Origin of the sequence: Streptomyces olivoverticillatus, from assembly GCF_014203555.1 — a bacterium.
Taxonomy (GTDB): Bacteria; Actinomycetota; Actinomycetes; order Streptomycetales; family Streptomycetaceae; genus Streptomyces; species Streptomyces olivoverticillatus.
Window position 1 is genome coordinate 212,173 of record NZ_JACHJH010000006.1, and the last position, 25,856, is coordinate 238,028.

Here is a 25,856-nt window from a genome sequence, read left to right on the forward strand (position 1 = left end):
CTCTCTGCGCGTTCCGTCAGTGGGATGACGGACGAAATCCCGTCGATGTGACACGTGATGGAGGAGCACTCATGCAGGCACGTATGCAGAACCCCGCCCAGATCATTCCCGAGGCCATGCCGGCCGTCCTCAGCGTGGTCAAGGCCGCACACCGGGGCGGTGTGCCGGAGACGACCCTCCAGTTGGTGCACCTGCGGGCGAGCCAGATCAACGGCTGCAGCTACTGCGTCGACGGCGGCGTGCGCGGCGCCAAGCAGAAGGGCGAGACCGACGAGCGGCTCCACGCGGTCGCGGCCTGGCGGGACGCGCCGTACTTCACCGACGCCGAACGCGCGGCCCTGGCGCTCGCCGAGGCCGTCACCCGGCTCGCCGACCGCACCGACCCGGTGCCGGACGAGGTGTGGGACGAGGCGGCCGCGCACTACGACGAGAAGCAGCTTTCCGGGCTGCTCCTGTGGATCGGCCTGACCAACCTCTTCAACCGGCTCAACGTGCCCACCAAGCAGCCCGCGGGCGCCGCCTGGTAGGACAGCGCCCGCGCGCGGGCCTTACGGAGCCGGGGTGAACACCAGCGAGGCGTTGTGGCCACCGAAGCCGAACGAGTTCGTCAAGGCGGCGGTCACCGCGCCCCGCCGGGGCGCGCCCGCGACGACGTCGAGGGGCACCTCGGGGTCGAGGCGGTCGAGGTTCGCGGTCGCGGGGACGACGCCGTCGCGGACCGCGAGGAGCGCGGCCAGCGCGCCGAGCGCCCCGGCGGCACCGAAGAGGTGACCGGTCATCGACTTGGTCGCGGTGACGGACGGATGGGTGCCGATGGCCTCGGCGACCGACCGTGCCTCGGCGAGGTCGCCCATGGGCGTCGACGTCGCGTGCGCGTGCACATGCTGCACATCCAGCGGGGACAGTCCCGCGGAGGCCAGGGCGAGCCGCATCGCGCGGACCTGGCCCTCCGGATGCGCGGCGGTGATGTGGTGGGCGTCCGAGGTGACCCCCGCACCGGCCAGGGTGGCGTGGGCGCGGGCCGCCCGCGCGGCGGCGAAGGAGGCACGCTCCAGCACGACCACGGCGGCCCCCTCGCCGATCACGAACCCGTCCCGGTCGGCATCGAAGGGCCGGGAGGCCCGCTGCGGCTCGTCGTTGCGCGTCGAGTGCGCCTTGGCCTGCGAGAACCCGGCCAGCGGCAGCGGATGGATGCAGGCCTCCGCGCCGCCCGCCACGACCACGTCGGCCCGGCCCAGCCGGATCAGGTCCAGCCCCATCGCGATCGCCTCCGCCCCGGATGCGCAGGCGCTGACCGGGGTGTGGGCGCCGCCCTTGGCCCCGAGCTCGATGCTGACCCAGGCCGCGGGCCCGTTCGCCATCAGCATCGGAACGGTGTGGGGGGAGACCCGCCGCACCCCGGACGCCTCCAGCACGTCGTCCTGCGCCAGTGTGGTGAGCACGCCGCCGGTGCCCGTGCCGATCACCACGGCGAGCCGTTCCGGATCGACCTCCGGCCGCCCCGCGTCGCCCCACGCCTCCCGCGCCGCGACGAGCGCGACCTGCTCGCAGCGGTCCATCCGGCGGGCCTGCACCCGGTCCAGCACCTCGGTCGGCTCGACCGCGAGCCGCCCCGCGATCCGCGCGGGCAGCGCCTCGGCCCACTCTTCCTCGATCCTGCCGATCCCGGACCGCCCGTCGAGCATCGCCCGCCAGGTCGACACGGCGTCCCCGCCGAGCGGAGTCGTGGCCCCGAGACCGGTGACCACCACGGCGTCGGTGTGAGTGCTCATGGACTACCCCCTTTGTGTTACTGCTACAACTCCCGCGATCGCGGCCGCGAGAGGAAGATCAACCTGTGGGCAACTCTGCCAGGGTGGTGATGGAGGGTCGGATGCCGTGATCGACGGAGTGGGTCGCCGGGGATTTGTAGGGTCCGCCTATTTTCTGCGCCCGATGCGGCCTGCTCGGCGGCCCCCTACCCGTAGTACTCGCGAGCTACGCGGCAGGTGCCCTCTCCGGCGGGACGCCGACCACCCGCGCTGATCCATAGCTTCGGTGCCGAACCCACGACGGAGAAATCCGGCACCGGAAGGACCACCCACCATGGCGCCCCGCCCGCCCCGCAGCCGCTTGCGGCGCACCCTGCTCGCCGCACTCGTCATCGGCTCGGTGACCCTGCCGGTGCTGGGCGCGGCCCGCCCCGCGGCCGTACCGGCGCCCGCGCCCTCCGCGCTCGCCCCGCTGCGGGCCGCCACCCCCGCCGCCCTCGCCGAGCGGTACGCCGCAACCCGCGCCGACATCCGGGCCGCCGAGCGGGCCGCCACGGACCACGGCGACCTGCGGCGGGCCGCCGCGCTGCACGCCATGGCCGAACCGGCCCGCCACTTCCTCTCGTTCGACGGCCGCGACGGCGGCCGCACCGCCGAGGTCTTCGGCGACCTGTCCCGGGCCGAGCGGACAGCCGTCCTCGTCCCGGGCTCGGACACCAGTCTCGACCGGTACGGACGCCTGCAGGCCGGTGCCACGGCACTCCAGCGGCAACTCGGCGACCGCTCCGCCGTCGTCGCCTGGCTGGGATACCGGACACCGGCCACGGTGAGCCTCGATGCAGTGACCCCCGGCCGCGCCGCCGCCGCGGCCCCGGCGCTGCGGCGGTTCGTCGGCGAGCTGGGCGCGCTCAAGCCCGCCACCCGGATCTCCCTGCTGTGCCACTCCTACGGCTCCGTGGTCTGCGGCCGGGCCGTGTCCGGCCTCGACGTCGCGGACGTCGTCCTCTACGGCAGCCCCGGCATCGGGGTCGGCACCGCCGCCGCGCTGCACACCCGGGCCACCGTCTGGGCCGGCCGCGGCACCGGCGACTGGGTCGCCGAGGTGCCCCACGCGCACCTCACGCTCCCCTTCGCGACCCTCGGCTTCGGGACGGACCCCCTCTCGCCGCGCTTCGGCGCCCGGATCTTCGCGGCGGGCGACGGCGGACACAGCGACTACCTCGCCCCCGGCTCCGTCTCCCTGGCCAACATCGCCCGGATCGTCTCCGGCCGGACCCCCGCCGAGGAGGGCCGTCATGCGTGACCTCGTCCGCCGGATCGATTCCGCGACCCCACCCGGCCGCGACCGCGCCGTCGACGCGCTGCGCGCCTTCGCCATCTCCGGCGTCGTGCTCGGCCACTGGCTGGTGACGGCCCTGGTGGTCGACAGCGGCACGGTCCGCGCCGTCAGCCCGCTCCACTACATGCCCCTGCTGACGCCGGTCTCCTGGGTCGTCCAGACCCTCGCGGTCTTCTTCCTGGTGGGCGGCTACGCCGGCGCCACGGGTTACTCCGCGGCCCGCGCCCGCGGCGCGACGTACGGGCAGTGGCTGCGCGCCCGGGGCGCACGGCTGTTCCGGCCGGTCGCCGCCGTGCTGGTGGTGTGGGCCGTGGCCGCCACCGCGATGCTCGCCCGCGGAGCCGGCCTGGACACCGTGCACACGCTGTTCAAGCTGGTCGTCTCCCCCCTCTGGTTCCTGCTGGTCTTCACCGCGCTGACGGCGGCGACCCCGCTGGTCGCCCGGCTGCACCCGGCGTGGCCGCTGGCCGTCGTGCTCCTCGTCGACCTGATCCGGTTCGGCCTCGGCGGACCGGCGTGGCTCGGCTGGATCAACGTGGCGGCGGGCTGGCTCGTCCCGTACTGCCTGGGCGCGATGTGGGCCCGGGGCGCTCTGCGCGGCCGTGCGACGGGGTGGGCCCTGCTGCTCGGCGGCGCCGCGGCCACCGCCGCACTCGTCCTCGCCGCCGGCTACCCGGCCTCCATGGTCGGCGTGCCCGGTGAGCGGATCTCCAACCTCAACCCGCCCACCCTCGCCGCCGTCACCTTCGGCCTCGCCCAGTGCGGCGCGGCCCTGCTGCTGCTCGGCCCGCTGCGGCGGGTGCTCGCCCGGCCCGCCGCCTGGGCCGCGGTGGCCCTGCTGAACCTCTCCGCCATGACGGTCTTCCTCTGGCACCAGACCGCGATGATGACGGTCACCTCGCTCGGACTCCTCGCGGGCTGCCCCCTGCCCGGCCTGCACACCGTCCCCGACGGCCCGGCCTGGGTGTGCGCCCGGCTGGCGTGGCTGCCGGTGTTCGCCATGGCGCTGCTGATCTGCCTGGCCGCGTTCCGCGCGTACGAGCACGGGCGGCACACACGTGGCGCTCGCGGCCGGGTCGTACGCGAGCAGCGGCCCGCACGGGCCACGGAGGTGCCGCGTGTCTAGAGTGGATCTTGTGAAGTGGGGGAACGGGGAGGACGGCCGACGCGCGCCGACCGTGCGGCAGGTGGCGCGCGCCGTGCGTGAGGACCTGCTGACGCTGTCCCGCGACCCGCTGCCGCGCTCGGCCTGGATGGGCCGGGTGCCGCACGTCCATGCGGTGGCAGTCGTCTTGCTGGTGGGCTGGGCCAACGCCGCCCAGCACGTAGGGGGCGTCGGGACCTCGCCCACCGGGGTGCTGCTCGGCCTGCTCGAGTGCGGCGCCGCCCTTCTCGCGCTGTCCCGCCCGGTGCCCGCCTGGTGGCTCTCGACGGCAGTGCTCGTCGCCGTGGCGGTCTTCCGGGAAGACACCATGAACCCCAACGTGCTGTTCCCCTGGAACGTCGAGGGCATCGCGCTGCACACCCTCGTGCTGCTCCTCCTCGCGCTGCGCGCCCGCCCCTGGGTCACGGCCACGGCGCTGGGCATCACGGTCCTGGCGGGGCTGGGCAACATGTCCTTCACGACACAGGCTCACAACTCCGGCCTGGGCATCGGCACGGTGTTCTTCGCGGCCGCGGCGGCGGTCGGCGCCTCGCTGCGCATGAGCCGGCTGGCCCGGACGCGGCTGGTCGTGCAGGAGGAACTCACCGCCGAGGAGCGGGCCCGGCGCACCCTCCTGGAGGAGCGCAACCGGATCGCCCGCGAGCTGCACGACGTGGTCGCCCACCACATGTCGGTGATCTCCATCCAGGCGCAGGTCGCCCCGCACCTGGTCGAGAACCCGTCCGAGGAGCTGAGGGAGAACCTCGCGGGCATCCGCGAGAACGCGGTCGAGGCCCTCGCCGAACTGCGCCGGGTGCTTGGCGTCCTGCGCTCCGAGGACGCCCTGGCGGACGGCGTGCGGCACGCCCCGCAGCCCACCCTGGACCGGCTGGACGAGCTGGTCGGCAAGGTGCGGGGCGCCGGGCTCACCGTCACCACCAGGACCACCGGGGAGCGGTGCCCGCTGCCGCCGGGCGTCGAGCTGTCGGCGTTCCGCATCGTGCAGGAGGCGCTCAGCAACGTCATGCGCCACTCGCCCGGGGCGACGGTGCGGGTGGAGATCGGCTACCGCCGGTCCGGGGTCATGGTCCGCATCGCCAACACCGCCCCGGACCGCCCCGCCCCGCCCTCGCCGGGCGCCGGCCACGGACTGCTCGGCATGCGGGAGCGCACCGCCATGCTGGGGGGCGAACTCGCCGCCGGAGCCACCCCCGACGGCGGCTACGAAGTGACCGCGATCCTGCCCACCCAGGCCCTCCCCAAGGACGACTCGTGACCATCCGCGTACTGATCGCCGACGACCAGGTCATGGTCCGTCAGGGCTTCACCGTGCTGCTCAACGCCGAACCCGGCATCGAGGTCGTCGGCCAGGCCGTCGACGGCCTCGACGCCCTCGCCAAGGCCGACGAACTCGACCCCGACGTCGTCCTGATGGACATCCGCATGCCCGGACTCGGCGGCATCGAGGCGACCCGCCGCATCACCGCCCCCTCCCCCGAGCTCTCCGAGCAGGGGGGACCCCCAGCCACCGTCAAGGTCCTGGTGCTGACCACCTTCGACCTCGACGAGTACGTGTACGAGGCGCTGCGCGCGGGCGCGTCCGGCTTTCTGCTCAAGGACGCCTCGGCGGCCGAACTCGCCCAGGCGGTCAGAGTGGTGGCGGGCGGCGACGCCCTGCTCGCCCCGAACATCACCAAGCGCCTGATAGCCGAGTTCTCCCGGATGGCCGCCGCTCCCCGCGCCCCCCTCAAGGACCGGATCGGCGGCCTGACGGAACGCGAGACGGAGGTCCTGTCCCTGATCGCGCAGGGCCTGTCCAATGCGGAGATCGCCGCGAGACTGGTGGTGGCGGAGCAGACGGTGAAGACCCATGTGAGCCGCATCCTGGTCAAGCTGGGCCTGCGCGACCGCACCCAGGCCGCGGTCTTCGCCTACGAGACGGGCCTGATCCGCCCCACCGGGTACTAGGGCGTGTCCGGTGGGTCGGCACAGGCCCCGCGACTCCCCCAGCTACCGCCGGGAGGTGCCCCCAGCGCCAGACGCCGCGGGGCCCGCACTGACCCATCGGACACGCCCTAGGGCGTGTCCGCCGTCATCCGCCGCCGCGCCAGATGTTGTCGAAGGCCGCATCCTCGATGACCTTCCGCTGTCGCACGGCCCCCAGCTCCACCAGCGCGTCGCTGACGGCGGCCAGCACTGTCGCCACGGCGTCGTCGGTCACGTCGGGGGAGTCCCCGGTCCGCTTGCTGCCGACCCCGACCGCCTCCGCGAGCGTGGCGAGGACGGGCTCGTCCGAGGCCCAGCGCTCCGCCGCCCGGTGACGGGCGGGCGAATCGGTCAGCGTCGGCCGCCCGGCCCGGAAGCTCAGGCCCTGGCGGCGCTGCCGGACGAGCTGGCCTTCCGCCTCAAGGGCGGCCTGGTAGGCCGCGGACAGGCCCCGGCCCCTGCGCCACAGCCAGTCGGTGACCGACTCGTAGGGCGCCTCCCGGACGAGCGATGCGGCCGCCTCGTTCAGCAGGTGGTCGGCCAGCGCCGGCCGGTAGCCCGGCACGATGCGCTCGTCGTCCAGGGTGACGGCTTGGGAGCCGAGGAGGTCGATCACCTCGGCTGCCGCGAGCGCGAGCGACAGGTCGCCCTGCTCGACGGGGCGACTGGACTCCATGTCCATGGTGACGATCAACAGGTCCCGCGGTGTATTCATGAAGGGCTCCTCGCGACCGTACGGACAGAGGCACGGGCCGACTATTCGGTCAAAGTCGCAGTGTCGACGTCACAGTACTGACCCGCCCTGTGACTGAGCGATTCAGTTGGCGACTGAGTGCTTGAGTTGGCGGCTGGGCGTTTCAGTTGGTGGGCAGGGCCACCGCACCACCATCGCATCCTCGCCGAGGACGAGCCGAGGACGAAGCAGGAAGCGCCGGCCCGGCGGCATGGGGCACTGGAGTGAGGTCGAGAGGCGGCATGGACACTATGCAGGTCGGCATGCATCGGCGCATGGCGCTGGTCGTGCTGCTGGCCGCCACGTTCATGGGAATCCTGGACGTGCTGATCGTGAACGTCGCCGCCCCGTCCATCCAGCGTGATCTGGGGGCGAGCTTCGGCGATATCCAGCTGGTGATCAGCGGCTATGTGCTTGCCTATGCCGTCGCCCTGACGTCGGGCGGCCGGTTGGGTGATTCTCTGGGCAAGAAGGAGGTCTTCCTCGCCGGGCTGCTGGCGTTCGTCGTGTGCAGCGCGGGTTGCGCCTTGGCGCCCTCGGTCGGGGTGCTTATCGGGCTGCGGGTGGCGCAGGGGTTCGCAGCGGCGGTGATGCTGCCTCAAGTGCTCTCGATCATCCAGGACGTCTTCCCGCCCGACCGTCGTCCGCGCGCTTTGGCCCTTTATGGCGGGACGATCGGGATGGGCGCAGCGGTCGGGCAGATCGTCGGCGGGGCGCTGATCCACGCTGACGTGCTCGGGCTCGGCTGGCGCTCGGTGTTCTGGGTCAACATGCCGATCGGCCTGGCCGCGGCCGCGTGCGTGCCCTTCGTCCTGCCGAAGACCGGGGCGATGCGGCGACCGGCGGACATCCAGGGGCTGGTCCTGACCGCGGTGGCGATGACGCTGCTGGTGTATCCCCTGGTACGGGGAAGTGACGATGGCTGGCCGTGGTGGGTGTGGCCGGCGTTCGCCGGATCGGCCCTGTCCCTGGTGGGGCTGTGGTCCGTCGAACGGGGCCGGGAGAAAGCGGGACGGGCGCCTCTGATTACGCCCTCGCTGTTCCGAGATCGTGGATTCACCACGGGGCTGGGCGCAGCGTTGGTGTTCTACAGCGGCAACTACGGCCTGTTTCTGCTGCTGGCTTACGTCTTCCAGGAGGGGCTGCATCTGTCACCGTTGGCTTCTGGCGTGGGGTTCCTGCCGCTCGGGCTGGGCTTCGCGGGGGCCTCGCTCGCCGGGCGGCGGTTCGCCGTCCGCCGTGGGAACGCGGTCTTGAAGGTGGGCGCGGTCACGATGGCTATGGGCTACCTGGTCCTGATCGTCACGCTGGCCCCGGCCCCGTCGGCCTCCCCCCATGCGGAGGCCTTGGTTATGGCCCCCGCGCTGCTGATCGCGGGGGTGGGGCAGGGGCTCGTGGCGGCGCCGCTGATCGGCGTCATCCTGGCCACCGTGCCCCCGCCCGAGGCGGGAGCGGCCTCGGGAGTCGTCCTGACGGTCAACCAACTCGCCAGCTCTCTCGGCGTGGCCGTGTTCGGCGCCCTGTTCGTTGCCCTCCTCGGCGTCGACCCACAGCAGAGGAGCGCACACCTGACGGGCCGCGACTTCACGGCGGCCCTGATGGGGTGTGCGTGGGCCCTGTTCGCCCTCGCGGGGGCCACCGGCCTGCTGGCCTGGCGCCTTCCGAGCCGATCGCAGCCTGCCGTTGGCACCTCGCGCTGAGACGGCTGTCACCCGGGCGGCGGCACATGGCGTCCCGACATGGCGGGAAGACAGGGATGCGCTGCCACCCCAATCCTCGACGTGGAGGTGCAATACCTCCATGACCCCCCAGTCCACCGCGCCAGGGACCGAGATCGCCGACAGGCGGCACCGCCGCTGGGTGCTGGTCGCGATGAGTGGCGCGCTTGCCATGACGTTCATCGACGAGACCGGTGTCGGCGTCGCGCTGGCGACGATCCACCGGGAGCTTCACGCCTCCCGTACCGGGACGCACTGGGTGATGAACGCCTACATGCTCACCCTGGCCGCTTTCGTCGCCGTCGGCGGACGGCTCTCCGACATCTGCGGCCGTCGCCGGACCTTCGCCGTCGGTTTGGCCGTCTTCGGCCTGGCATCGCTGTTCAGTGCCACCGCCCCCGACCTGGCCCTGCTCATCACCTGGCGGGCGGTACAGGGGGTCGGCGCGGCCCTGGTGATCCCCACCGCGCTCGCCATCGTCTCCCAGACCTTCCCACCGGCCGAACGCGGCCGTGCAGTGGGCGCTTACATCGGCGCCGCCAGCGTCTTCTACGTCATCGGCCCCCTGCTCACGGGAGCCCTGATCGACCAGATCAGCTGGCGGGCCGTCTTCTGGATCAACGTCCCCATCGCCTGCGCCGTCGGGCTCATCTGCGCCACGACCGTCCGCCATGACGTCCGGTCAGGGCGCCGCGAGCGATTCGACGTACCCGGTCTGCTCACCAATGCGGCCGGACTCGCCGCACTCGTCGTCGCCTTGATGCAAGCCCCCGCTTGGGGCTGGGACTCGCTCCCGGCCGGGCTGCTGTATGCGGCCGCGGTGATCCTCTTCGCCGCCTTCGCCCTCATCGAGTTGCGCCGCCGTACACCGCTGTTCGATCTGGGCATCCTGCGCGACCGGGTCTTCTCCAGCGCCGTCGCGATCGTCTTTCTGGTCTACGTGGTCTACCTCGGCCTGATCGTCTTCGCGCCCCTGTTCCTGCAGCACGAGGCCGGATTGCGGCCGCTCCTGGCGGGTCTCGCCCTGGCCATTGCGCTTGGCCCGATCATCGCGGTCGCTCCGGTCACCGGCCACGTCGTCGACCGGGTCGGATCCCGCCTCCCGGCTTTGGTCACCGCCCTTACCGCGATCGTCGCCTTCGCCTGGCTCGCCCTGGCCGCCTCGGCACACTCCCTGCCGTGGATCATCCCCGCTCTGCTGCTGTACGGAATCTCCATCCCCGCCGTCTACAACTGTGCGGTCACCGCGGCCCAGAACACCGTCGCCGACGAGCACCGAGGACAAGCCTCCGGCATCATCACCAGCGCAGCCCAGATGGGCGCCACCATCGGCATCGCTGTCATCGGCGCGGTCATCGCCGCCGTCTCCGGCTCCGCCGACTACACCACGGCCGGCTTCCAAGCAGGCTTCGCCGCCTGCGCCGTCTTCTCCGTCCTCATCGCCCTCCTTGCCCTCGCACTCCCGCACGCACCATCACCATGACCTCAAAATTCTCAGCGGCACAGCGAGTGCCTTCGGTGCCTGCACTGCAGACGATGGCCCGATCCCAGGTCGTCCCCCCGCCAACTGAAGCACTCACTCGCCAACTCGGGCGCTCAGCCACACTCATTCGCCGTCTGCCGCCGAAGACCACTCGTTGTGACTGAGCGCTGTAGTTGGCCAGTATGGCCAACTACAGCGCTCAGGGCATGGGGCGCCTGTCGGCTATCTGCATCGTCACGTCCGGCCGAACTGGAAGCTGGAGGGCGCGAGCGGTTCAGGAGAGCCAGTCGGCGTAGCGGGTAGGGGCGAGGTGAGCGTCCATGTCGGTGAGGACGTCGCCCTTGACGACGGCGAACATGCCAGCGGTGGGGTCGGTAACGACGGTACGGTTGTCGCCCTTGTGGGACAGGGTGATCCGGCCCAGTTCGTCCAGGGGGAAGATCTCGGGGCCGGCGATGTTGCGGATGCCACTCAGCGGGGCGCCCGTGGCAACCTCGGCCACCGCGTTGGCCACGTCCTTGGAGGCGATCGGCTGGATCGGCGTGGCGGGCAACCGGACACTGTCGCTGTCGACGGTCCAGGACAGGACGGCATCCATGAACTCCATGAACTGCGTCGCCCGGACGATTGAGTAGGGGATCGGCCCGGCCGCGAGGATGTCCTCCTGGAGCACCTTGGCCCTGTAGTAGTCCAGTTCCGGCACCTGGTCCGCGCCGACGATCGAGAGGATGACGAAGTGGCCGACGCCGCCCTTCTGGGCCGCGGCCAGAAGGTTGTCCATCGAGGTCTGGAAGAAGGCCAGGGAGGCTTCGTCGAAGGTAGGGGAGTTCGTCAGGTTGACGACGGCGTCGGCTCCCGCCACCGCCTCGTCCAGTCCCTGGCCGCTGATGACGTCGATTCCGGTGGACTGCGAGTGTGGTATCGCCTCGTGCCCGTCGGCGTTCAGAATCTTGACGACCTGCGACCCGATCAGCCCGGTACCGCCGATGACTGCGAACTTCATGACGTGCCTTTCGTCGGGAGATATGTCCGTAATATGACACATGATTCCGATATGGGTGTTTGGTGCGAGGTAAGGGCCGTACGTCTGGCAAGTGTGGTTACCCAACTGGGCAACTCTCGCACCCAGTGGCCAACGGAAGCGCTCAGTCACATCACGCCCGCTCCCCGGCATGCGCGGAGGCCATTGCATAAAACTGCTGCTCTTCGTATAGTCATGCCGTGACGAGGAGGGCCGATCCATGGCGGTAAGCGCGGCAGTGGCCGGGGCGAGCGGGTATGCGGGCGGGGAAGTGCTGCGTCTGCTGCTCACCCACCCCGAAGTGCGCATCGGCGCCCTGACCGGGAACTCCAACGCCGGGCAGCGCCTGGGCGCGCTCCAGCCGCACCTGTACCCGCTCGCCGAGCGGGTGCTCCAGCCGACTGCCCCCGAGGTGCTCGCCGGGCACGACGTCGTCTTCCTCGCCCTGCCGCACGGGCAGTCCGCCGCCGTCGCGGCCGAGCTGGGCGACGAGGTGCTCGTCGTCGACTGCGGAGCCGACTTCCGGCTGAGGGACGCGGGGGAGTGGGAGCGCTTCTACGGCTCGCCGCACGCCGGTACCTGGCCGTACGGGCTGCCGGAGCTGCCCGGCGGGCGGGAGGCGCTGCGCGGGGCGCGGCGCATCGCCGTCCCCGGCTGCTATCCGACCGCCGTCTCCCTCGGGCTCTTCCCCGCGTACGCCGCCGGGCTCGCCGAGCCCGAGGCCGTGATCGTCGCCGCGTCCGGCACCTCCGGCGCGGGCAAGGCGGCCAAGCCGCACCTGCTCGGCAGCGAGGTCATGGGCTCGATGAGCCCGTACGGCGTCGGCGGCGGCCACCGGCACACCCCCGAGATGGTCCAGAACCTCTCGGCCGCCGCCGGGGAGCCCGTCACCGTCTCCTTCACCCCCACGCTGGCGCCCATGCCCCGCGGCATCCTCGCCACCTGCAGCGCCAAAGCGAAGGCGGGGGTGACGGCCCAGGAGGTGCGGGCCGCCTACGGCAAGGCGTTCCAGGGCGAGCCCTTCGCCCGGCTGCTGCCTGAGGGGCAGTGGCCCGCCACCGGAGCCGTTACCGGCTCCAACACCGCGCTCGTCCAGGTCGCCCTCGACGAGTCGGCCGGACGGATCGTCGCGGTCTGCGCCATCGACAACCTCGCCAAGGGCACCGCGGGCGGCGCGGTGCAGAGCATGAACATCGCCCTCGGACTCCCCGAGGAGCTGGGACTTTCCACCACGGGAGTGGCTCCATGAGCGTCACGGCAGCAAAGGGATTCACGGCGGCGGGCATCGCTGCCGGGATCAAGGAGAGCGGCAGCCCCGACCTGGCCCTCGTGGTCAACCAGGGGCCGCGCCTGGCCGCCGCCGGCGTCTTCACCGCCAACCGCGTCAAGGCCGCACCCGTGCTCTGGTCCCAGCAGGTCCTGCGCGGCGGCCAGGTCTCCGCCGTCGTCCTCAACTCCGGCGGCGCCAACGCCTGCACCGGCCCCGAGGGCTTCCAGGACACCCACGCCACCGCCGAGAAGGCCGCCGAGGCGCTCGGGCACAGTGCCGCCGAGATCGCCGTGGCCTCCACCGGCCTCATCGGCGTCCGGCTGCCGATGGGCAAGCTGCTCACCGGCATCGAGAAGGCCGCCGTCGAACTCTCCCCGCACGGCGGCGAGAAGGCCGCCATCGCCATCAAGACCACCGACACCGTGCACAAGACGGCCGTCGCCCAGGGCGAGGGATGGACCGTGGGCGGCATGGCCAAGGGCGCGGGCATGCTCGCCCCCGGCCTCGCCACCATGCTCGTCGTCCTGACCACCGACGCCGACGTCGACGCGGCCGGGCTCGACGACGCCCTGCGCGCCGCCACCCGCACCACCTTCGACCGGGTCGACTCCGACGGCTGCATGTCCACCAACGACACCGTGCTGCTCCTGGCCTCCGGCGCCTGTGGCATCACCCCGCAGCAGACCGAGTTCGCCGAGGCCGTACGGACCGTCTGCGACGACCTTGCCCGCCAGCTCATCGGTGATGCCGAGGGCGCCAGCAAGGACATCCGCATCGAGGTCGTCGGCGCGGCCACCGAGGACGACGCCGTCGAGGTGGGCCGCTCCATCGCCCGCAACAACCTCCTCAAGTGCGCCATCCACGGCGAGGACCCCAACTGGGGCCGGGTGCTCTCCGCCATCGGCACCACCTCGGCCGCCTTCGACCCCGACAAGCTGGGCGTGGCCATCAACGGCGTCTGGGTGTGCAAGAACGGCTCCGTCGGCGAGGACCGCGACCTCGTCGACATGCGCTACCGGGAGGTCCGCATCACCGCCGACCTCGCCGAGGGCTCCGAGACCGCCGTCATCTGGGCCAACGACCTCACCGCCGACTACGTCCACGAGAACAGCGCGTACTCCTCATGACGACCACCCAGGCCACTACCGGCGCCACCCGCAAGCACACCGCGCTGCCCAAGGCGCGCACCCTCGTCGAGGCGCTGCCCTGGCTGACGCGCCACCACGGCAAGACCGTCGTCATCAAGTTCGGCGGCAACGCCATGGTCGACGACGAGCTGAAGGCCGCCTTCGCCCAGGACGTCGTCTTCCTGCGCCACGCGGGCCTCAAGCCCGTCGTCGTCCACGGCGGCGGCCCGCAGATCAGCGCACAGCTCGACAAGCTCGGCATCGACTCCGAGTTCAAGGCCGGACTGCGGGTCACCACGCCCGAGGCCATGGACGTCGTACGGATGGTGCTGGCCGGACAGGTGCAGCGCGAGCTCGTCGGGCTGCTCAACCGGCACGGCCCGCTCGCCGTCGGCATGACCGGCGAGGACGCCCACACCATGACCGCCACCAAGCGCTACGCCCACGTCGACGGCGAGCGCGTCGACATCGGGCGGGTCGGCGAGATCACCGCGACCGACACCGGCGCCATCCGGGCCCTGCTGGACAACGGCCGCATCCCCGTCGTCTCCTCCATCGCCCGCAGCGCCGACGACGGCCACGTCTACAACGTCAACGCCGACACCGCGGCCGCCGCGCTCGCCGCCGCGCTCGGCGCCGAGACGCTGATGGTCCTCACCGACGTCGAGGGGCTGTACGAGGACTGGCCGCACAGCGACGAGGTCATCAGCAAGCTCACCGCCGGCGAGCTGGAGGCGCTGCTGCCCGAGCTGGCCAGCGGCATGGTCCCCAAGATGGAGGGCTGCCTGCACGCCGTGCGCAACGGCGTCAGGACCGCCCGGGTGATAGACGGCAGGGTGCAGCACGCCATCCTGCTGGAGATCTTCACCGACGAGGGCGTCGGCACCATGGTCGTACCGGACGAGGAGGAGTCGTGACCAACGCGGAGCTCACCAAGCGCTGGCAGGGCGCCCTGATGGACAACTACGGTACCCCCCGCATCCCGCTCGTGCGGGGCGAGGGCCCGTACGTCTGGGACGCCGACGGCAAGCGCTACCTGGACTTCGTCGGCGGCATCGCCGTCAACGCCCTCGGCCACGCCCACCCGGCCGTCGTCCGCGCGGTCTCCGACCAGATCGCCACGCTCGGCCACGTCTCCAACCTCTTCTCCGCCGAGCCCACGGTCGAGCTGGCCGAGCGGCTGCTGGCGCTGGCCGGGCGGCCCGGGCGGGTCTACTTCGCCAACTCCGGCGCGGAGGCGGTCGAAGCCGCCTTCAAAATCGGCCGGCGCACCGGGCGTACGCACATGGTGGCCGCCGCCGGCGGCTTCCACGGCCGCACCATGGGCGCCCTCGCCCTCACCGGCCAGCCCGCGAAGCAGGCACCCTTCCTGCCGCTGCCCGGCGACGTCACCCACGTCCCGTACGGCGACGTCGAGGCCCTGCAAGCCGCGGTCACCACCGACACCGCGCTCGTGATGCTGGAGCCGGTGCAGGGCGAGAACGGCGTCGTCGTGCCCCCGGCGGGCTATCTCGCCGCGGCCCGCGAGATCACCCGGGCCACCGGAACCCTCCTCGTCCTGGACGAGATCCAGACAGGTATCGGACGCACCGGACACTGGTTCGAGCACCAGGCGCAAGGGATCGAGCCGGACGTCGTCACCCTCGCCAAGGGGCTCGGCGGCGGGCTGCCCATCGGCGCCACGCTGGCCTTCGGCACCGCCGCCGACCTGCTGACACCTGGTCAGCACGGCTCGACCTTCGGCGGAAACCCCGTCTCCTGCGCCGCCGCACTCGCCGTTCTGGACACCCTCGGGGCGGACGGCGCGCTGCAACGGGTCGCGCGCACGGGGGCGCTGCTGCGTGACGGGATCGCTGCGCTCGACCACCCGCTCGTCGACCACATCCGTGGTGCGGGCCTGCTGCTGGGTATTGTCCTTTCCGAGCCCCTCGCACCAAAGGTGCAGCACGCTGCACAGGAAGCCGGTCTCCTGGTGAACGCGGTCGCACCCGACGTGGTGCGGCTGGCCCCTCCGCTGATCATCACAGAAGATGAGGCGGAGACGTTCCTCCGGGCACTGCCGGGTGTCCTGGACGCCGTCGCCGACGGGGCCCACGAGGAACGACGATCCGGAGACTGACGAAGAGATGCCCGAGGCACAGCAGACCGAGCCGGTGCACGGCGGACAGGCCGTGCCGCAGACCCGCACCGCCCGGCACCGCCGGATCGTGGACATCCTCGGCCGCCAGGCCGTGCGCTCGCAGAGCCAGCTCGCCAAGCTGCTCGCCGACGACGGCCTGTCGGTCACCCAGGCGACGCTCTCGCGCGACCTCGACGAACTGGGCGCGGTCAAGATCCGCAACACGGGCGGCGAGCTGATCTACGCCGTCCCCTCCGAAGGCGGCGACCGCACCCCCCGCGCACCCCTGGGCGAATCGGCCACCGAGGCCCGCATGGGCCGCCTGGCCGCCGAACTCCTGATCTCGGCGGAGGCCTCCGCCAACCTGGTGGTCCTGCGCACCCCACCGGGCGCGGCCCAGTTCTTCGCCTCGGCCATCGACCAGGCGGGCGTCCACGAGATCATCGGCACGATCGCGGGCGACGACACGGTCCTCCTGATCAGCCGCGACCCCCTGGGCGGCCAGGCCCTGGCGGACCACTTGCTGAGACTGGCCCAGAAGGAGCGGTGAGGCGCTGAAAGGGCGGCGCGGGGCACCCCAATGTTCCCCGCCCGCCGCCCGCTCGGGGAAAACGGCCAGGGGCCCTGCTTCACCGTAGTGAAGCAGGGCCCCTGAATGGCCTTCTACATCCGACCCATGGTCGGGACGACAGGATTTGAACCTGCGACCCCTTGACCCCCAGTCAAGTGCGCTACCAAGCTGCGCCACGTCCCGATGCCGTGTCCCTCCGGGCGTTTCTTCCCGGTGGGGCGTGCAGGAAGAAAATATCCTGTTCCGGGCTGTGATCCAAATCCGGGGGGCTGGGGCGGTCAGATGCGGCGCTTGAACGTGTGCGTGGGGATCTCGATGCTGCTGCCGTCTCGGAGTCGGAAGGAGATGGTGTCGCCGTACTTGTACTCCTCGCACGAGGTGTACAAGTCGTTCGCCGGCTCGGTGAGCAGGCTGCATTGGCCGCTGAAAGGGTCAATGATCAAGTAGGCGGGCACGCCGAAGCGGGCGTACTGGTGCACCTTGATCGCGTAGTCGTTCCTGTCGTGCTTCGAGGAGACGATCTCGATGGCGGCCAGCAGGTCGTCGTAGGTGTACGGGTTGTCGGCGCCGTCTTCGGTGATCGCCACGTCGGGGCACCGCGGGGGTTCCCCCGGGAACTGGATCATTACGTCCGACAGGATGCGCTCCTCGGTGATGCCGCAGGCCTCGACGGCGTTCACCACCCGGCGGATCGTCCAGCACTGGACGCTGCTCTGTGGCGTCATGATGATCCGGTCCCCCACCACTTCGATCTTGAAGCCCTCGATCACCGACGCTGCAAGCTCGACGGTCTCCCGCAAGAAGTCGTCCTGCACGGTCATGGCGGAACCTCCCCTGGTTGGGCACCCGGATACTCGCATCGTAGAACGCCCCGCCGACATCCACTCGTGACCGATTCACCCTCACGCGCTATTGACGAAACATGCGGCGCACTGCATAGTTATACCTATCAGCGCATGAATGCGCAGCGCACTGCACCGTAAGGAGAATCCCGTGACCGAGCGCGTCGTACTCGCCTACTCGGGCGGCCTGGACACCTCCGTCGCCATCGGCTGGATCGCCGAGGAGACGGGCGCCGAGGTCATCGCCGTTGCCGTGGACGTCGGCCAGGGCGGCGAGGACCTGGACGTCATCCGCAAGCGCGCGCTCGCCTGTGGTGCGGTGGAGGCGGAGGTCGCGGACGCCAAGGACGAGTTCGCCGAGGAGTACTGCCTCCCGGCGATCAAGGCGAACGCCCTGTACATGGACCGGTACCCGCTGGTGTCCGCGCTCTCGCGGCCGACCATCGTGAAGCACCTGGTCGCCGCTGCGAAGAAGCACGGCGCGACCACCGTCGCCCACGGCTGCACCGGCAAGGGCAACGACCAGGTGCGGTTCGAGGCGGGGATCTCCTCGCTCGCGCCGGAGCTGAAGTGCATCGCCCCGGTGCGGGACTACGCCATGACGCGGGACAAGGCCATCGCCTTCTGCGAGGCGAAGCAGCTGCCGATCGCGACGACCAAGAAGTCGCCGTACTCCATCGACCAGAACGTCTTCGGGCGGGCCGTGGAGACCGGCTTCCTGGAGGACATCTGGAACGCGCCGATCGAGGACGTCTACGACTACACCGCCAACCCGGCCACCCCCCGGGAGGCCGACGAGGTGATCATCACCTTCGAGCGGGGCGTCCCCGTGGCGATCGACGGCAAGCCTGTCACCGTGCTCCAGGCGATCCAGCAGCTCAACGAGCGGGCCGGCGCCCAGGGCGTCGGGCGGATCGACATGGTCGAGGACCGGCTCGTCGGCATCAAGTCCCGGGAGATCTACGAGGCGCCCGGCGCCATCGCGCTGATCACCGCCCACCAGGAGCTGGAGAACGTCACCGTCGAGCGCGAGCTGGCCCGCTACAAGCGGCAGGTCGAGCAGCGGTGGAGCGAGCTGGTCTACGACGGCCTGTGGTTCTCCCCGCTCAAGCGGGCGCTGGACGGCTTCATCGCCGAGGCCAACGAGCATGTCTCGGGCGACATCCGGATGACGCTGCACGGCGGCCGGGCCGTGGTCAACGGCCGGAAGTCCGCGCAGTCGCTCTACGACTTCAACCTCGCCACCTACGACACCGGCGACACCTTCGACCAGTCCATGGCGAAGGGCTTCATCGAGATCTTCGGGCTCTCCTCGAAGATGGCGGCCAAGCGGGACCTCGTATGAGCGAGCAGCAGGACGTACGCCTGTGGGGCGGCCGGTTCGCCGACGGCCCCGCCGAGGCCCTGGCCAAGCTGTCCGCCTCCGTCCACTTCGACTGGCGCCTCGCCCCGTACGACATCGCCGGCTCCCGTGCCCACGCCCGCGTGCTGCACAAGGCCGGGTTGCTCACGGACGACGAGCTGAAGCGGATGATCGAGGGCCTCGGACTGCTGGAGGCCGACGTCGCCGCCGGCACCTTCACCGGCACCATCGCCGACGAGGACGTGCACACCGCCCTCGAGCGCGGGCTGCTGGAGCGGCTCGGCCCCGACCTCGGCGGCAAGCTGCGCGCCGGGCGGTCCCGCAACGACCAGGTGGCCACGCTCTTCCGGATGTACCTGCGCGACCACGCGCGGATCATCGGCGGGCTGATCGCCGACCTCCAGGAGGCGCTCGTCGGCCTCGCCGAGGCGCACCCCGACGTGGCCATGCCCGGCCGTACGCACCTCCAGCACGCCCAGCCCGTGCTCTTCGCCCACCACGTGCTCGCGCACGTCCAGGCACTGTCGCGGGACGCCGAGCGGCTGCGCCAGTGGGACGAGCGCACGGCGGTCTCGCCGTACGGGGCGGGGGCGCTCGCCGGGTCCTCGCTCGGGCTCGACCCCGAGGCGGTCGCGGCCGACCTCGGCTTCGAGCGCGGCTCGGTGGGGAACTCCATCGACGGCACGGCCTCGCGCGACTTCGTCGCCGAGTTCGCCTTCATCACGGCGATGATCGGCGTCGACCTGTCGAAGATCGCCGAGGAGGTCATCATCTGGAACACGAAGGAGTTCTCCTTCGTGACCCTGCACGACGCCTTCTCCACCGGCTCCTCGATCATGCCGCAGAAGAAGAACCCGGACATCGCCGAGCTGGCGCGCGGCAAGTCCGGGCGGCTGATCGGCAATCTGACCGGCCTGCTGGCCACGCTCAAGGCCCTGCCCCTCGCCTACAACCGCGATCTGCAGGAGGACAAGGAGCCGGTCTTCGACTCCTGCGACCAGCTGGAGGTCCTGCTCCCGGCCTTCACCGGGATGATGGCGACCCTCACCGTCCACCGCGAGCGGATGCAGGAGCTGGCCCCCGCCGGCTTCTCGCTGGCCACCGACATCGCCGAGTGGCTGGTCAAGCAGGGCGTGCCGTTCCGGGTGGCACACGAGGTGGCGGGGGAGTGCGTCAAGGAGTGCGAGGCGCACGGCATCGAGCTCGACCAGCTCACGGATGCGCAGTTCGCCGCCATCTCGCCGCACCTGACGCCCGAGGTCCGTACGGTCCTCGACGTGCCCGGCGCGCTCGCCTCGCGCAGCGGCCGCGGCGGGACTGCACCGTCCGCGGTCGCCGTCCAGCTCCAGGAGGTCAAGGCGGACCTGGCCGTGCAGCGGGAGTGGGCGGTCGCCAAGCAGCGCTGACCACGAGCAAAGCGATACGGCGATAACCCGAATGAGACATCAACGTCTCATTCGGGTTATCGTTGTCTCATGAGTGTTGACCGTGACCATGTCCTGAGAGCGGCAGCGACCCTGCTCACCCGCAAGGCGACCGCGTCCATGGACGAGATCGCCAAGGCCGCCGGCATCGGCCGCGCCACCCTCCACCGGCACTTCGCGGGCCGCGACGCACTGGTGCGCGCCCTGGAAGAGCTCGGCATCGAGCAGTTCGGACGGGCTCTGGACGCGGCGCGGGTGGACGAGGGCGACGCGGCCGAGGCCGTGCGCCGGCTGGTGGCCGAAGCCGAGCCGGTGGCCGGCATCCTCGCCTTCCTCTTCACCGAGAACCAGCTCTACGAAGGCGGGATCAACGAGGGCTGGAACCGCCTCGACGCCCGCGTCCAGGCGCTCTTCAGCCGGGGCCAGGAGCAGGGTGCCTTCCGCATCGACCTGTCACCCGCCTGGCTCACCGAGGCCCTCTACGGGCTGATCGGCACCGGCGCCTGGGCCGTGCAGGACGGCCGGGTGGCCGCCAAGGACATCAGCCGCATGGTCTCCGAGCTGCTGCTGGGCGGCGCGCAGCGACGGAGGATGGAGCCGTGAGCAGCGAGATCCTCTCCCCGCAGCCGGACGCGCCCAAAATGGCGGACGCTCCGCGTCCGGGACGCTGGCTCGCCCTGGCCGTCCTGGTGCTGGCCGTCCTCCTCGTCGCCGTCGACGCGACCGTCCTCGGCCTCGCCACGCCGTTCCTCAGCGAGGACCTCAAGCCCTCGGGCACCCAGCTGCTGTGGATCGGCGACGTCTACTCCTTCGTCATCGCCGGACTGCTGGTCTCGATGGGCAGCCTTGGTGACCGCATCGGCCGCAAGCGGCTGCTGCTGAGCGGCGCGGTGGCGTTCGGGGCCGTCTCGGTGCTCAACGCCTATGCCTCCAGCCCCGAGATGATGATCCTCGCCCGGGCGCTGCTGGGCGTGGCGGGCGCGACGCTGATGCCCTCCACCCTGGCCATGATCCGCAACCTCTTCCACGATCCCCAGGAGCGCAGCCTGGCCATCGGCATCTGGGGCGCCATGGCCTCGGCCGGTGCCGCGGTGGGCCCGGTGGTGGGCGGGTTCCTGCTGGAGAACTTCTGGTGGGGCTCGGTCTTCCTGATCAACCTGCCGGTGATGGCCGTGCTCGTGCTCGTCGGCATCCGGCTGCTGCCCGAGTCGCGCGACCCCTCGCCCGGCCCCTGGGACCTGCTCAGCGTGGCGCTGTCGATGGTCGGCATCGTGGCGATCATCTACGCGGTCAAGGAGTGGGCGACGGCCGGCTTCGGCGTGCAGGTCGCCCTGGCGGGCGCCGTCGGCCTGCTGGCGCTGCTGTGGTTCGTACGGCGCCAGCTCAAGCTGCCCGCGCCGCTGCTGGACATGCGGCTCTTCCACCATCGGGGGTTCTCGGGGGCCGTGCTGGCCGATCTGCTGACGATCCTGGGCCTGTCGGGGCTGGTGTTCTTCCTCTCGCAGTTCCTCCAGCTGGTGCAGGACCGCGATCCGCTGGAGGCGGGCCTGGCGGAACTGCCCGCCGCCGTCGGCGCGGTGACCGCGGGGCTGCTCGCCGGGCAGGCCGCCCGGCGCTGGTCGGTGCGGTCGGTGGTGGCCGGCGGGCTCGCGGCGATCGGCGTCGCCCTCGCCGTGCTGGTCTGGCTCCGGGGGGACACCGCCTATCCGGTGCTGGGCGTGGTGCTGCTGGTCGTCGGCGTCGGTGCGGGCTTCTCCTTCACCGTCACGGCCGATGTGATCCTCTCCAGCGTGCCCAAGGAGCAGGCGGGCGCGGCCGCGGCCGTCTCGGAGACGGCCTACGAGCTCGGCGCGGCGCTCGGCATCGCGCTCCTGGGGTCGATCGTCACCGGCGTCTACCGCGGGTTCGCCGTGCCGTCGGGGGTCCCGGCGGGCGCGGCGGCGGAGGCCCACGAGTCCCTCGGCGGCGCGGTCGAGTCGGCCGGCCAGCTGCCCGCCGACACCGGGGCCGTGCTGCTCTCCTCGGCGCAGGACGCCTTCGTCGACGGCTTGCGGATCGCCTCCGGCGTGGGCGCGGCGGTGCTGCTGGGCACGGCCGTCACCGCGTGGTTCCTCCTGCGGGGCCAGCGGCTGGAAGAGGGCACGACGGGGCACTGATCGCTGAGCCGTACACAGCTCAGATGAGCAAACATCACAGGGACCGGGGCGGGCAAGCCCCGGTCCCTGTGATGTTTACCAGCGAGTAACTCTCTTGACGCGCTCCTGACGCCCGGGGAACCATCTCGACCACTGGTCGACAATGTCGAACGTGGTTCGGACGACAGTCCGGTGTTCTAAGGAATCCCCCACATGCGTCCCATCCGTCTGCGCAGCACCGTCAGGTTCCTGCTCGCCGCCGCGGCCACCGCCGCCCTCGGCCTCACGGGCCTCGCCGCCCCGGCCTCCGCCTCGCCCCTGGACATCCCGCCGAGAGGGGCCAACGACTGGTCCTGCAAGCCGGATTCGGCGCATCCGCAGCCCGTCGTGCTGGTCAACGGCACGTTCAAGCTGATGGTCGAGAACTGGGCGGCGCTCTCGCCGAAGCTCAAGGAGGCGGGCTACTGCGTCTTCGCCTTCAACTACGGGCACATGGAGACCGACCCGATACCCCAGGCGGCCGCGGAACTGCGGGACTTCGTCGAGGCCGTGCGCGGCGCCACCGGCGCGGCCAAGGTCGACATCGTCGGCCACAGCCAGGGCGGCATGATGCCGCGCTACTACGTGAAGTTCCTCGGCGGCGCGGACAAGGTCGACGACCTCATCGGCATCGTGCCTTCCAACCACGGCACCAAGAACCCGCTGGCGATCCCCGCGGGCTGGACCTTCTGCCCGTCCTGCGTGGACCAGCAGTTCGGCTCCGACCTGATGAAGAAGCTCAACGCGGGCGACGAGACCCCGGCCGGCCCGGACTACACGGTCATCACCACCCGGCACGACGAGGTCGTCATCCCCTACACCAGCGCCCTGCTGACCGGGCCCAAGGAGCACCTCACCAACGTCGTGCTCCAGGACAAGTGCCCGCTCGACCCGTTCATGCACGACCAGGCGACCAAGGACCCGGTTGTCGCACAGTGGGTGCTGAACGCACTGGGCCGCAAGGGCCCGGCCGACCCGGCGTACCAGCCGCACTGCTGGGGCTGAGCCGGAAAAGCGGGATGCCCCGGCGCGCAAGGCACCGGGGCATCCCTGAACGTCAGTGCAGCTGTCAGGCCGCCTCGGCCCGGCGCGCCTTGGTCGCGTAGATGTCCACGTACTCCTGGCCGGACAGGCGCATCACCTCGCTCATCACCTCGTCGGTGACGGCGCGCAGCACATAGCGGTCGCGGTCCATGCCCTCGTAGCGGGAGAAGTCCAGCGGCTCGCCGAAGCGGACCGTCACCGGTGCGATGCGCGGCAGGCCCTTGCCGCTCGGCTGGACCTTCTCGGTGCCGATCATCGCGAACGGCACCACCGGGGCGCCCGTCATCAGTGCGAGCCGGGCGATGCCGGTGCGGCCGCGGTAGAGGCGGCCGTCGGGGGAGCGGGTGCCCTCCGGGTAGATGGCGAAGACCTTGCCCTCGTCCAGCACCCGACGGCCGGTCATCAGCGCGGCGACACCGCCGTGGCCGCCGTCGCGGTCGACCGGGATCATCCCGCTGGCGCCGAAGAACCACGCCATCACACGGCCCTTGAGCCCCTTGCCCTTGACGTACTCGTCCTTGCCGATGAAGTACACCGCGCGCTTGACGGTCAGGGCGAGGAACAGCGAGTCGATGAAGGTGACGTGGTTTCCGGCCAGGATCACCGGGCCGTTCTCGGCAATACGCTCGGCGCCCTCCACCTTGGGACGGTACAGGACGCGCATCAGCAATCCGAGGAATGCCTTGAGCAGAATGCGGGACAACGGACCCTCCGGTCGTGATGGTTCGGTACGGCGCATGCTGGGCAGCCGCTGACGATACTCGCGGGTACAACGGCCGCGCACACCAGGTTCACGGAGTCGATACACAGTGTTGACGTGAGTTTCCCCTCCGTTCGATCTTCGTCCTTCTGTGCGTATGCCAATCATGCATACGATCTGCCCGGCCGGGCAGCCGCCAGGACGGCTGCCACACCGGGCAGCGGACGAAGTGAACGAGGAGCGTACATGCAGCAGGAGCAGCGGCCGGGCAGGCGCACGATGCTGGGGGCCGCGGCGGCCCTCGGCGCGGGGGCGGTCGCCCTCGGCAGCGGGGCGGGCCAGGCGACGGCGGCTTCGCGGAGCGCGGCGGACGGGTACGGGCGGGACACCGGTTCGTACAAGGACCTGCCGAAGCCGACCGTCATCGGCCACCGCGGTGCCTGCGGCTACCGGCCCGAGCACACCTTCGGCTCCTACGAGTACGCGCTCGCCAACGGCGCGGACGTCATCGAGCAGGACCTGGTGCCCACCAAGGACGGCCACCTGGTGTGCCGTCACGAGAACGACATCACCGCCACCACCGACGTGTCCAAGCGGCCGGAGTTCGCCTCCCGCAAGACCACCAAGACCGTCGACGGCGAGGCCCACACCGGCTGGTTCACCGAGGACTTCACGCTCGCCGAGCTCAAGACGCTCCGCGCCGTCGAGCGCCTGCCGCAGAACCGGCAGCACAACACGCTCTACGACGGCCGCTGGGACGTGCCCACCTTCGAAGAGGTCCTCAAGTGGGCCGACGAGCAGGGCCGCAAGCGCGGCCGCCGGATCTGGCTGCACACCGAGACCAAGCACCCCACGTACTTCCGCAAGCTGGGTCTGGGCCTCGAGGAGCCGCTGGCCAAGCTGCTGCGCCGGTACGGCCGGCACCGTGCCGACTCGGCGCAGTTCCTGGAGTCCTTCGAGCCGAGCAGCCTCCAGCGGCTGAGCCGGCTGGGTGTCCACAGCCCGAAGATCTTCCTGCTGGACGACCTCACGACCCGGCCGTGGGACTTCGTCGAGGCCAAGGACCCGCGCACCGTCGCCGACCTCATCACGCCCAAGGGGCTCAAGTGGATCGCCGGCTTCGCCGAGGGCATCGGCCCGTGGGTGCAGCAGATCATCCCGCGCGACGCCAAGGGCAAGCTCGGCAAGCCCACCACCCTCGTCCGCGACGCGCATGCCGCCGGGCTGATACTGCACCCGTACACCATGCGCAACGAGAACACCTTCCTGCCCGCGGACTTCCAGCGCGGCTCGGACCCGAACGCCTACGGTGACGCGTTCGGGGCGTTCAAGGCGTACTACGCCACCGGGATCGACGGCATCTTCTCGGACAACTGCGACACCGCGGCCTTCGCGCGGGCGGACTTCCTCAAGAAGTGACCCGACGGGCGGCACCGCCGGGCCGGGCGTCCGGCGGTGCCACCCACCCGGAAGGGTGATTCCGGAGGGTTCCGGAAACCATGGAAGCGGAGACTCACGTCCCGCTTGCCATGACGCAGAGTGATCTCCTGACCCGGCTGAGCCCGCTGCTCAAGGCGGAGTGCGCGGCGGAGGCGTCCGCCGCCGGAGTCGACGCCGCGGATCTCGAACAGGCCGTCTGGGTACGGCTGCTGAGCGAACGCGACGGGCAGCCCGCCGTGCGGTTACATGCGGCCGTACGGGCCGAGGCGCGTGCCGCCCGCCGCCGGGCCCGCCGCGAGGTGCCGTACGACCCCACCGCCGCCGAGCCGTCCGGGCGGCGCCTGGAATCCGGAGTGGAACAGCAGGTGCTGGCCGCCGAGGCGGGGCGGGAACTGAGGGCGGCCGTGCGCCGGCTGCCCGGCAGATGTCCCCGGCTGCTGGCCGCACTGCTGTCCCGCAGCGACCCGACGTACCGGGAAATCGCAGGGAAGTTGGGAATGTCACAAGGATCTCTGGGGCCCGTGCGTTCCCGCTGCCTGGGATGCCTGCGCAGAATGCTCTTGGCGGAGATTGCGGCTCCTTGACCCGGGGGAAAGGAGCGTTAGAC

24 protein-coding genes and 1 tRNA gene are annotated in these 25,856 nt (G+C 71.2%); 19 read left to right on the forward strand and 6 right to left on the reverse strand.

The features are described from left to right. The first annotated feature begins 71 nt into the window (after window positions 1-71). A complete protein-coding gene (locus FHS39_RS20425) occupies window positions 72-527 on the forward strand; it encodes a carboxymuconolactone decarboxylase family protein (RefSeq protein WP_184350813.1) in 456 nt (151 codons plus the stop codon). A 21-nt stretch (window positions 528-548) separates the two neighbouring features. Here FHS39_RS20425 and FHS39_RS20430 read toward each other — a convergent pair whose 3' ends face one another. Next, window positions 549-1,772 (reverse strand): beta-ketoacyl-[acyl-carrier-protein] synthase family protein, encoded by a 1,224-nt coding sequence (locus FHS39_RS20430; protein WP_184350815.1) that lies wholly within the window; start codon window positions 1,770-1,772, stop codon window positions 549-551. Between the two features lie 313 nt (window positions 1,773-2,085). On the opposite strand from FHS39_RS20430, the gene FHS39_RS20435 reads away from it, so the two are divergent. Genes FHS39_RS20435 through FHS39_RS20450 form a run of 4 tightly spaced genes read left to right on the forward strand, consistent with a single transcriptional unit; the run spans window position 2,086 to window position 6,202 of the window. Next, entirely contained in the window at window positions 2,086-3,054 is a 969-nt protein-coding gene (locus FHS39_RS20435) for an alpha/beta hydrolase (protein ID WP_184350816.1), read from the forward strand. Continuing rightward, window positions 3,047-4,216, forward strand: a complete 1,170-nt coding sequence (locus tag FHS39_RS20440) for an acyltransferase family protein (protein WP_184350818.1) — start codon at window positions 3,047-3,049, stop codon at window positions 4,214-4,216. Before FHS39_RS20435 ends, FHS39_RS20440 begins: the two co-directional genes overlap by 8 nt. 10 nt (window positions 4,217-4,226) lie before the next feature. Beyond that, a complete protein-coding gene (locus tag FHS39_RS20445) occupies window positions 4,227-5,510 on the forward strand; it encodes a sensor histidine kinase (RefSeq protein ID WP_343069661.1) in 1,284 nt (427 codons plus the stop codon). Next, on the forward strand, window positions 5,507-6,202 hold the full coding sequence (locus tag FHS39_RS20450; protein ID WP_184350820.1) for a response regulator: 696 nt from the start codon (window positions 5,507-5,509) through the stop codon (window positions 6,200-6,202). Before FHS39_RS20445 ends, FHS39_RS20450 begins: the two co-directional genes overlap by 4 nt. Window positions 6,203-6,326: 124 nt before the next feature. On the opposite strand, the gene FHS39_RS20455 is transcribed toward FHS39_RS20450, so the two are convergent. Continuing rightward, window positions 6,327-6,935 (reverse strand): GOLPH3/VPS74 family protein, encoded by a 609-nt coding sequence (locus tag FHS39_RS20455; protein ID WP_184350821.1) that lies wholly within the window; start codon window positions 6,933-6,935, stop codon window positions 6,327-6,329. A gap of 260 nt (window positions 6,936-7,195) precedes the next feature. Between FHS39_RS20455 and FHS39_RS20460 the strand changes: the two genes are divergently transcribed. Together FHS39_RS20460 and FHS39_RS20465 are read left to right on the forward strand one after the other, a co-directional pair. Further along, complete coding sequence (locus FHS39_RS20460) at window positions 7,196-8,653, forward strand: MFS transporter (RefSeq protein ID WP_184350823.1); 1,458 nt, start codon at window positions 7,196-7,198, stop codon at window positions 8,651-8,653. A gap of 100 nt (window positions 8,654-8,753) precedes the next feature. Continuing rightward, complete coding sequence (locus FHS39_RS20465) at window positions 8,754-10,154, forward strand: MFS transporter (protein WP_184350824.1); 1,401 nt, start codon at window positions 8,754-8,756, stop codon at window positions 10,152-10,154. 274 nt (window positions 10,155-10,428) lie between these two features. Here the strand turns inward: FHS39_RS20465 and FHS39_RS20470 are convergent, their stop codons facing one another. Beyond that, a complete protein-coding gene (locus tag FHS39_RS20470) occupies window positions 10,429-11,157 on the reverse strand; it encodes an SDR family oxidoreductase (RefSeq protein WP_184350826.1) in 729 nt (242 codons plus the stop codon). Window positions 11,158-11,395: 238 nt separating this feature from the next. Between FHS39_RS20470 and argC the strand changes: the two genes are divergently transcribed. From argC to FHS39_RS20495, 5 genes are read left to right on the forward strand one after another with little or no spacing between them, the layout of a single operon-like run. Further along, complete coding sequence (gene argC / locus FHS39_RS20475; RefSeq protein ID WP_184350828.1) at window positions 11,396-12,424, forward strand: N-acetyl-gamma-glutamyl-phosphate reductase; 1,029 nt, start codon at window positions 11,396-11,398, stop codon at window positions 12,422-12,424. Further along, window positions 12,421-13,572 carry a bifunctional glutamate N-acetyltransferase/amino-acid acetyltransferase ArgJ gene (gene argJ, locus FHS39_RS20480; protein ID WP_184350829.1) on the forward strand — a complete coding sequence of 384 codons (1,152 nt, stop codon included), beginning with the start codon at window positions 12,421-12,423 and terminating at the stop codon, window positions 13,570-13,572. Before argC ends, argJ begins: the two co-directional genes overlap by 4 nt. Further along, a complete protein-coding gene (argB, locus tag FHS39_RS20485; RefSeq protein WP_184350831.1) occupies window positions 13,569-14,489 on the forward strand; it encodes an acetylglutamate kinase in 921 nt (306 codons plus the stop codon). Before argJ ends, argB begins: the two co-directional genes overlap by 4 nt. Next, window positions 14,486-15,691, forward strand: coding sequence for an acetylornithine transaminase (locus FHS39_RS20490; RefSeq protein ID WP_184350833.1), 1,206 nt, complete (start codon window positions 14,486-14,488; stop codon window positions 15,689-15,691). Before argB ends, FHS39_RS20490 begins: the two co-directional genes overlap by 4 nt. A gap of 7 nt (window positions 15,692-15,698) precedes the next feature. Then, on the forward strand, window positions 15,699-16,241 hold the full coding sequence (locus FHS39_RS20495; protein ID WP_184350835.1) for an arginine repressor: 543 nt from the start codon (window positions 15,699-15,701) through the stop codon (window positions 16,239-16,241). A 127-nt stretch (window positions 16,242-16,368) separates the two neighbouring features. On the opposite strand, the gene FHS39_RS20500 is transcribed toward FHS39_RS20495, so the two are convergent. Next, a tRNA-Pro gene (locus FHS39_RS20500) sits at window positions 16,369-16,445 on the reverse strand. Between the two features lie 95 nt (window positions 16,446-16,540). Then, window positions 16,541-17,083, reverse strand: coding sequence for a Uma2 family endonuclease (locus tag FHS39_RS20505; RefSeq protein ID WP_184350837.1), 543 nt, complete (start codon window positions 17,081-17,083; stop codon window positions 16,541-16,543). Between the two features lie 172 nt (window positions 17,084-17,255). Between FHS39_RS20505 and FHS39_RS20510 the strand changes: the two genes are divergently transcribed. The 5 genes from FHS39_RS20510 (at window position 17,256) to FHS39_RS20530 (ending at window position 23,070) form a co-directional block, all read left to right on the forward strand. Continuing rightward, window positions 17,256-18,449 carry an argininosuccinate synthase gene (locus FHS39_RS20510; protein ID WP_184350838.1) on the forward strand — a complete coding sequence of 398 codons (1,194 nt, stop codon included), beginning with the start codon at window positions 17,256-17,258 and terminating at the stop codon, window positions 18,447-18,449. Then, complete coding sequence (gene argH, locus FHS39_RS20515; protein ID WP_184350840.1) at window positions 18,446-19,873, forward strand: argininosuccinate lyase; 1,428 nt, start codon at window positions 18,446-18,448, stop codon at window positions 19,871-19,873. Before FHS39_RS20510 ends, argH begins: the two co-directional genes overlap by 4 nt. 69 nt (window positions 19,874-19,942) lie before the next feature. After that, window positions 19,943-20,494 carry a TetR/AcrR family transcriptional regulator gene (locus FHS39_RS20520; protein WP_184350842.1) on the forward strand — a complete coding sequence of 184 codons (552 nt, stop codon included), beginning with the start codon at window positions 19,943-19,945 and terminating at the stop codon, window positions 20,492-20,494. A gap of 38 nt (window positions 20,495-20,532) precedes the next feature. Further along, window positions 20,533-22,047, forward strand: a complete 1,515-nt coding sequence (locus tag FHS39_RS20525) for an MFS transporter (protein ID WP_184351099.1) — start codon at window positions 20,533-20,535, stop codon at window positions 22,045-22,047. A 192-nt stretch (window positions 22,048-22,239) separates the two neighbouring features. Then, complete coding sequence (locus FHS39_RS20530) at window positions 22,240-23,070, forward strand: alpha/beta fold hydrolase (protein ID WP_184350844.1); 831 nt, start codon at window positions 22,240-22,242, stop codon at window positions 23,068-23,070. Window positions 23,071-23,134: 64 nt separating this feature from the next. On the opposite strand, the gene FHS39_RS20535 is transcribed toward FHS39_RS20530, so the two are convergent. Next, window positions 23,135-23,812, reverse strand: a complete 678-nt coding sequence (locus FHS39_RS20535; RefSeq protein ID WP_184350845.1) for a lysophospholipid acyltransferase family protein — start codon at window positions 23,810-23,812, stop codon at window positions 23,135-23,137. Between the two features lie 243 nt (window positions 23,813-24,055). On the opposite strand from FHS39_RS20535, the gene FHS39_RS20540 reads away from it, so the two are divergent. Both FHS39_RS20540 and FHS39_RS20545 read left to right on the forward strand, forming a co-directional pair. After that, on the forward strand, window positions 24,056-25,228 hold the full coding sequence (locus FHS39_RS20540; RefSeq protein WP_184350847.1) for a glycerophosphodiester phosphodiesterase: 1,173 nt from the start codon (window positions 24,056-24,058) through the stop codon (window positions 25,226-25,228). A 110-nt stretch (window positions 25,229-25,338) separates the two neighbouring features. Next, on the forward strand, window positions 25,339-25,833 hold the full coding sequence (locus FHS39_RS20545) for a sigma-70 family RNA polymerase sigma factor (protein ID WP_184350849.1): 495 nt from the start codon (window positions 25,339-25,341) through the stop codon (window positions 25,831-25,833). Window positions 25,834-25,856 lie beyond the last annotated feature (23 nt).

Excerpts from the sequence above, each read along its gene's own strand:
- FHS39_RS20425 (WP_184350813.1), top strand. The coding sequence starts at position 72 with ATGCAGGCACGTATGCAGAACCCCGCCCAGATCATTCCCGAGGCCATG.
- FHS39_RS20430 (WP_184350815.1), bottom strand. The coding sequence starts at position 1,772 with ATGAGCACTCACACCGACGCCGTGGTGGTCACCGGTCTCGGGGCCACG.
- FHS39_RS20435 (WP_184350816.1), top strand. The coding sequence starts at position 2,086 with ATGGCGCCCCGCCCGCCCCGCAGCCGCTTGCGGCGCACCCTGCTCGCC.
- FHS39_RS20440 (WP_184350818.1), top strand. The coding sequence starts at position 3,047 with ATGCGTGACCTCGTCCGCCGGATCGATTCCGCGACCCCACCCGGCCGC.
- FHS39_RS20455 (WP_184350821.1), bottom strand. The coding sequence starts at position 6,935 with ATGAATACACCGCGGGACCTGTTGATCGTCACCATGGACATGGAGTCC.
- FHS39_RS20460 (WP_184350823.1), top strand. The coding sequence starts at position 7,196 with ATGGACACTATGCAGGTCGGCATGCATCGGCGCATGGCGCTGGTCGTG.
- FHS39_RS20465 (WP_184350824.1), top strand. The coding sequence starts at position 8,754 with ATGACCCCCCAGTCCACCGCGCCAGGGACCGAGATCGCCGACAGGCGG.
- FHS39_RS20470 (WP_184350826.1), bottom strand. The coding sequence starts at position 11,157 with ATGAAGTTCGCAGTCATCGGCGGTACCGGGCTGATCGGGTCGCAGGTC.
- argC (WP_184350828.1), top strand. The coding sequence starts at position 11,396 with ATGGCGGTAAGCGCGGCAGTGGCCGGGGCGAGCGGGTATGCGGGCGGG.
- argJ (WP_184350829.1), top strand. The coding sequence starts at position 12,421 with ATGAGCGTCACGGCAGCAAAGGGATTCACGGCGGCGGGCATCGCTGCC.
- argB (WP_184350831.1), top strand. The coding sequence starts at position 13,569 with ATGACGACCACCCAGGCCACTACCGGCGCCACCCGCAAGCACACCGCG.
- FHS39_RS20495 (WP_184350835.1), top strand. The coding sequence starts at position 15,699 with ATGCCCGAGGCACAGCAGACCGAGCCGGTGCACGGCGGACAGGCCGTG.
- FHS39_RS20505 (WP_184350837.1), bottom strand. The coding sequence starts at position 17,083 with ATGACCGTGCAGGACGACTTCTTGCGGGAGACCGTCGAGCTTGCAGCG.
- argH (WP_184350840.1), top strand. The coding sequence starts at position 18,446 with ATGAGCGAGCAGCAGGACGTACGCCTGTGGGGCGGCCGGTTCGCCGAC.
- FHS39_RS20520 (WP_184350842.1), top strand. The coding sequence starts at position 19,943 with ATGAGTGTTGACCGTGACCATGTCCTGAGAGCGGCAGCGACCCTGCTC.
- FHS39_RS20525 (WP_184351099.1), top strand. The coding sequence starts at position 20,533 with ATGGCGGACGCTCCGCGTCCGGGACGCTGGCTCGCCCTGGCCGTCCTG.
- FHS39_RS20530 (WP_184350844.1), top strand. The coding sequence starts at position 22,240 with ATGCGTCCCATCCGTCTGCGCAGCACCGTCAGGTTCCTGCTCGCCGCC.
- FHS39_RS20540 (WP_184350847.1), top strand. The coding sequence starts at position 24,056 with ATGCAGCAGGAGCAGCGGCCGGGCAGGCGCACGATGCTGGGGGCCGCG.
- FHS39_RS20545 (WP_184350849.1), top strand. The coding sequence starts at position 25,339 with ATGACGCAGAGTGATCTCCTGACCCGGCTGAGCCCGCTGCTCAAGGCG.